Genomic DNA, 6000 nt, shown 5'->3' with positions numbered 1-6000 from the left:
CCGGTAAAACCCCCGGATGCGGTACCCAACGTGGTGGATTTGCATGGCACTCCTCTTGGTTCACAGGAGTGCCAAAGGTTTCTGAGCTTATGCAGGGCGCCCCACAGGCCGGCCACGCCGGTGTTGGTGAGCGCCACCAGCGAGAGCGCGTGCTCCGGGTCGACCCACAGTAGTGGCCGCCGAACACGCCGCTCCACAGCCAGGTGCCGCGGCCCTGTACGCTACGCGCGAGCTGCTTCCTGCTGCGGCGCGCTCAAGATTTGCGCTTCCCGCGCTCGACGTAGTCGCGCCCGGTGGGCTGGACAAGCTGTGTAGCTACTTCGGCGTCGCGGACGGGGAACTTTTGGAGCACTCGTCCAGAGGCGAAGCCCAAGTGGAGTGAGTGTCCAGCTTAGACGCTCGCCCGCCGTGGGCTGCGTCATCGTGGGGGTCGTGCAGACTTTGGAACGCCCATCGCGCGTCTTCAAACACGATCGCTGCCGAATCCAAACGGGTTTTCGACGATCGACGGTTTGCTGATGCAGCGAGCGAGGTAGGACCTGCTCGGCTAGCGGGCGCCCTGTCAAGGCACAAGGCTTATGGTCAATTCCGACCTAGACGAACCCACCGCTTGGCACAGGCTCGGCACAGAACGCGCCGGGATGGGCCAGTCGACCATGACACTGCAGCTCGCTCAAGAGCCGTGCTCCCGGCTCCCAAGAGTCAGTCCACCTGAAAAGGTGCCCTGAAACTGGCTCGTAATTCATTGATTTGGCGCGGCTGGCGGGGATCGAACCCACGACCCTTGGCTTCGGAGGCCCTGGCCGTACATATACCTCAAACGACTCCGACTGTTCTGAATCGCCGTCACAAGGCTTTATGTGAGTTTGTGTTTTACGGTCGACCCCCTCCCTGACGCCAGGGAACACTGTTTTGCGCCAGGTTACATCGAATGTTAGTTTTTTCGATGATGACCATAAGTTCGACTCCCATTATGGCGCTCGGCGCGGTGTGGGTTGGTTATCAAGCACGGCCCAATCGAGCGGATTTTGTATTTAGCGGAGGCGGTGTGCACAATTGGACCAGAGGCTGGACGGTGCCGTCGTGGCCCAAGTTCGCCGCTCATGTGCAAAGGCCACGCCGCCTAATGGCGGCGGGCGCAGCCGTTGGGGTCACACGCCGAACCAGAGCGTGCGATCGCCAACCTTGCAGGCTTCACGAACACGCCCCTCACGCATCAGTTTGAGGGCCACTGCGCCGGGCACAGTCAGGCGCTGGCCTGCGTGGCGGAGGACGAAGCGGCGACCCGCGTGCGTTTGTTCTTCGAGGCTGGCGCCTTGCGAGATGAGTTGGGAAAGCAGGGTGTAGAGCTGTTCTTCGCGCATGATGATCTCCTGAAAAGTTGCGAAAGCGCCGGACGCACCACGGGTGTGGAACGTTGGCCAGTGCGATCGCAAGCACCACCCAGACGGGCACGGCGCTGCTCAGAAGAAAACTTCCATCAATTGCGGTAAACAGCCTCCTTCTTCTCGATGATGAACCAGCGCGAACCTTGCGGATCGCGCCTCTGTTGCGGGTCTCTCTCGTTTGTCTTGCAGGCGGGTCTCGCCATGCTCGACCGTTTTTCAGGTTCGCAGGCCCAACAGAATGGCGTGGCTGCCATCTGTCTGGGTCAAGTCGCGCTACAACCCTGCTCGAGAGTCGCGCATTATCCAACATTCCTGCCGAAAAACCGGCTTGCAAGCTTGCGACCGGGTACTCCCCAAACCTCAACGTGGGCTGTCCTGAAACAGCCAGGCATCAATGGGGCTGGTCAAACACCTTGATGCCGCAGAAACCGGCCGACGAGCGTGGTGCCTTCGATCCCACAGCCTGTCGCGCCTGCGGCCTGTGCAATCTTGCATTCCCTCGAAAACGCAGCAAAGACCGACACACTTGCGCAGAGCAACTGGTTTCTGATGCCTTTTTCGGATCAAGCCATGAACACCCAGCCGTGCAACGATTGTCCGTTGAACGCCCTCGTCGCGACGACGCCAGCCATCGACACCAACTTTGCTGCTGACGCCGTCCGTCTCCGTTTCACCTGACCTGAGCCAGATCCCGATCAACACGCCGAGAACGCTCCATGTGGCCGAACGACCTCACCCAAGCTGCGCTGCACGCATGCCACAGCATCCGCAGCAGCTTGAATTCCCTCGCCTCAGAACCCGACACGCTGCGACAAATCAACCGGCTCGTCGAGTCGATCGGGACCGCGCTGGACGGCTGGGTACAAGCCTTGTGGCTCGCGGTCGAGCAGGCTGCCAGCGCCAGCTTGGCACTGGCTCATGCTTGGACTCGCTGGATGCTGCACGGGAATGCCGAAACATCCGCTGCATTGGGCCAAGCCCTGTCGGCATGGTGGGCGAGTCCTGCCACTCAGCAGGTGCTAGGCGCGTGTACGGCAGCCATCGTGCTACAAGCCTTCTTGCGGCGCCGAGCGCGCCATGCCACGCAGCAGACCCGCGGCGCTGGTGCAGCGGCGGTCGGCATGGCTTGGGGCGGCCGCATGTCGCGCCCTGATGACAACCTGGGTGACGAGGCAGGCCCCAGTTTGGATGCAAATGCGTTCGCCGCGAGCGAATCGCTGCGAGCAGCCTCGACGGGGTGCATCAATCCAGCCACCGGTCTGCCCATGGTCGGCGACAGTTGCGGTGGTGTCGATCTCATGGGCAACCCCTACGGGTTCGATCTGAGCGACGGCTTCGGCTCCATGACCGGGAGCAGCGACGAGTCCTGGAGGGGCGGCGCCTCCTCCTGGGATTGACCATGCTTCCTCCCGCCTTCTCATCACGATCTCGCCATGACTCCCTTTACCCGCTGGACTCATCGGGCGATTACATGTTTCTGCGCCCGCTCCCCTCACGGCTGTGACAGGCGGCTTAGCGCGCTGCGCAGTTCTTCACGCAGGCGCTGCGGGTTGCGTAGCAACTCCTGCACAAAGCGAATTTCCGGCGACGTGCCGTGCGCCATCGCATTGCGCAGATTTTTCAGGTTCCAGTACGCGTAACGTTTCCAGTCAGGGTGTGCGCCCGCCTTGAGCTCCTGCTGAAACACCACATCGGCCTGTTCGCGTTGCTGGTAGTCCAGCGGATCTTTGCCCTGCTCTTGGCACAAACGCGTGATCAGAGATTCCAAGCCGAAAATCGCCGCGCGCAGCAAATCCCCGCGATCCAGGGCGCGCAGCGCCAGCAACCGTTGCTGCTCGCCCAAGTCGTTTTTGCGGGCCCACTCCAGGCGCTTGCGCAAGGTCTGGCGGAACAACTCGCTCGGGCCGCGCAGTGGTGCGTCGAGCGCGGACAAGACGGTGTTGATGCGCCGGGCGGCGTCCGCGACGTTGCTCATGTTCTCAAAAAACGCGGCATCGACGAGACACTGGGCCTTATCGCGGGGCAGGCCGTCGGCCTCGAGCAAGGGCGCGAATACGCCGTAGTCATTGCTGGCATCGAAGCGATCGAGCGCGCTCACCCACCGCTGCACGGACTGTAAGCCGTCCAGTGCCAAGACTGGGGTGAGCTGGTCTTGGGTCATATCCAGCGCGCCGTACCAAACCGCGTGCACCTCGGTCTGCGCGCGCAGGCGCTGCAGCAACTCCGCCGAAAGCAAACCCACCATGCCCAGGTGGCGAAACCCATGCGTCACGTCGATCTGCAACTGCGTGCTCTTGGGCACGGACGAAGCAATGGTCGAGAGCATCTCGACCTGTTCCTGGGCGCTGCGCCCGCTGGGGATGAGCCGAGGCAGCACCTCGATCCCCGCGGCGCGCCGCAGCAAAGGGGCCACGCGGTCGAGCAGGGGCTGATCCACCTGACCGGCGTATTCCGCCTCCATCAACTCCAGGCGCAAGGCCTCATCTTCCCCCTCCACGGCGACATGTTCGACCAGCACGCCCCACATGCTGCCCGTGGTGCCGAGCATGACGAGCAGATCGGGCTTGACGACCTCGGCGAGCGCCAAACCGAAAAACGCCGACTGGCGGGTCAGGCCATCGGGAAAGCGGTAGTTGGCAACCCGATAACCCGTTTTGGCCGAATCGCGCCCTTTACCCAGAAAAGTCAACAAGGTTTTGTGCATCTCCAAACTCACCCGATGTCGAATGATAGACCTTGGTTCTGATGCCGTTCCCTATTCAGGGAACCCCCGAAATCGGATACTAGCTTTAATTGGTTCGTGAACCGGGTATGCCGGAATCACCTTCGGGTGGCGTCACTACTACCCCCATCCGTCTTAATCCCGTTCATGAACCGGGTATGCCGGAACGAAAATTATGCCCGCCGGTATCGGTGGGAAGAAATTGTGTCTTAATCCCGTTCATGAACCGGGTATGCCGGAACTTTTAAAGCCGAGATGAGCCATAACGGCGTCTGGCCTTAATCCCGTTCATGAACCGGGTATGCCGGAACGCGAAGTGGGCGACCAGCGGCGGACCGGAAGTCAGTCTTAATCCCGTTCATGAACCGGGTATGCCGGAACGACGTGCGTATCGACGATATCTCGGGGGAAACCCAGTCTTAATCCCGTTCATGAACCGGGTATGCCGAAACTTCGGCCGGCTCTCTTGCGAGCTGGCTTGAGTCTTAATCCCGTTCATGAACCGGGTATGCCGGAACGTAAATCATGGCAGTCAACATCAATCAACCCAACGCTGTCTTAATCCCGTTCATGAACCGGGTATGCCGGAACTCCGCAAAGGGCGCGACGGCGCGCCCGACACCCCTGTCTTAATCCCGTTCATGAACCGGGTATGCCGGAACAGATATTGATACCCTAGTTCGGGAGTTCGCCCGTCATGGTCTTAATCCCGTTCATGAACCGGGTATGCCGGAACAAGTTATCGCTATGCCCGCTATCGAGTCTCGTCATGTCTTAATCCCGTTCATGAACCGGGTATGCCGGAACGATCGTTGCGGCGATCGGCGTTCCGGTCGTCGTTGTCTTAATCCCGTTCATGAACCGGGTATGCCGGAACTGGCTAAAGACGATTGTACAGTTACTTTTATGAAGTCTTAATCCCGTTCATGAACCGGGTATGCCGGAACGCAAAACTCGTGCAGCAAATTGTGCGGTCGCAGTCTTAATCCCGTTCATGAACCGGGTATGCCGGAACTGCTCAAGTTCAAACGGAACGGCAAGGAAAACGTCTTAATCCCGTTCATGAACCGGGTATGCCGGAACTATTGTTTCCGCTTTCATAATGGCGATGTTTTTGTCTTAATCCCGTTCATGAACCGGGTATGCCGGAACTCTATCTATGTTGCCAGCGTAGCTAAAATTGACATCGTCTTAATCCCGTTCATGAACCGGGTATGCCGGAACAAAGGGCTTCCCGGAAGCTGCGCTCGAAATCGCGTCTTAATCCCGTTCATGAACCGGGTATGCCGGAACACACCGCAGTGGTTGCCTCTGGAGGGGATAAATCTTAATCCCGTTCATGAACCGGGTATGCCGGAACTCTACCCTTGCAACCCGTTGATTGTCAACGCGTTTTTGGGCGGTTTGCGGCGCGCATCGCGTTCGCGGGCTGTTGGTGCTTGGGGTTTCCCGCGAAAACACGATTTTTCTCAATTAAATCAACGATCTGCGCGTGGCCAGGGATTTGGGCTTGTTTTTCGGGCGCGCAGGGGTGGGCTGCCCGTGCGCGGCGGCGGCAGCGGGCGGTGCCATCTGCGGGGGTTGAACTCGACGCGGCTCGGCCCTCGCGCAATGGCATCCTGTGCACGGCACCCCGTTGGACGCGGGGGGTCTTGGTCCGGCTGTGCTCGGCTCCGGCGGGCGGCCCCCCTCCGTCGGACGCAGGGACCACAGGCACGTGCGTGTCTGCGGCAGTTGTCTTCCCCGGTGCGCGGCGCAGCGCTCAGGGCTCGCAGGGTGCGAAGCGCCAGAGGCCCGCCAGCAGCGGCACCGCTGTCGATTGGGAGCAGTTGGCGCTTGGGGTTGAGCTGGGCACCGTGGTACTGTAGGGTTCACTGGGCGTGTCGACGG

3 protein-coding genes and 1 CRISPR repeat array are annotated in these 6000 nt (G+C 60.5%); of the genes, 1 reads left to right on the top strand and 2 read right to left on the bottom strand.

The genetic code is table 11. The features are described 5' to 3' along the window. Nucleotides 1–1151 precede the first annotated feature (1151 nt). Complete coding sequence (locus EDC62_RS12560) at nucleotides 1152–1364, bottom strand: hypothetical protein (RefSeq protein WP_124224165.1); 213 nt, start codon at nucleotides 1362–1364, stop codon at nucleotides 1152–1154. Nucleotides 1365–2104: 740 nt separating this feature from the next. Between EDC62_RS12560 and EDC62_RS12555 the strand changes: the two genes are divergently transcribed. Beyond that, nucleotides 2105–2785 carry a hypothetical protein gene (locus EDC62_RS12555; RefSeq protein WP_124224164.1) on the top strand — a complete coding sequence of 227 codons (681 nt, stop codon included), beginning with the start codon at nucleotides 2105–2107 and terminating at the stop codon, nucleotides 2783–2785. Nucleotides 2786–2880: 95 nt separating this feature from the next. Here EDC62_RS12555 and csx2 read toward each other — a convergent pair whose 3' ends face one another. Continuing rightward, the gene (gene csx2 / locus EDC62_RS12550) at nucleotides 2881–4092 is read right to left on the bottom strand and encodes a TIGR02221 family CRISPR-associated protein (RefSeq protein WP_124224163.1); all 1212 of its coding nucleotides are present in this window, start codon (nucleotides 4090–4092) and stop codon (nucleotides 2881–2883) included. Between the two features lie 150 nt (nucleotides 4093–4242). After that, a CRISPR array of direct repeats spans nucleotides 4243–5470; the repeat unit is 36 nt; unit sequence GTCTTAATCCCGTTCATGAACCGGGTATGCCGGAAC. Nucleotides 5471–6000: the final 530 nt, after the last annotated feature.

Origin of the sequence: Tibeticola sediminis (assembly GCF_003843835.1) — a bacterium.
GTDB lineage: Bacteria > Pseudomonadota > Gammaproteobacteria > Burkholderiales > Burkholderiaceae_C > Tibeticola > Tibeticola sediminis.
The sequence above is the reverse complement of the archived record's forward strand: the minus strand, read 5'-3'. Positions and strand labels throughout refer to the sequence as shown.

Bases quoted from the DNA above. Each gene is read 5' to 3' on its own strand.
- EDC62_RS12560 (WP_124224165.1), bottom strand. From the start codon at position 1,364: ATGCGCGAAGAACAGCTCTACACCCTGCTTTCCCAACTCATCTCGCAA.
- EDC62_RS12555 (WP_124224164.1), top strand. From the start codon at position 2,105: ATGTGGCCGAACGACCTCACCCAAGCTGCGCTGCACGCATGCCACAGC.
- csx2 (WP_124224163.1), bottom strand. From the start codon at position 4,092: ATGCACAAAACCTTGTTGACTTTTCTGGGTAAAGGGCGCGATTCGGCC.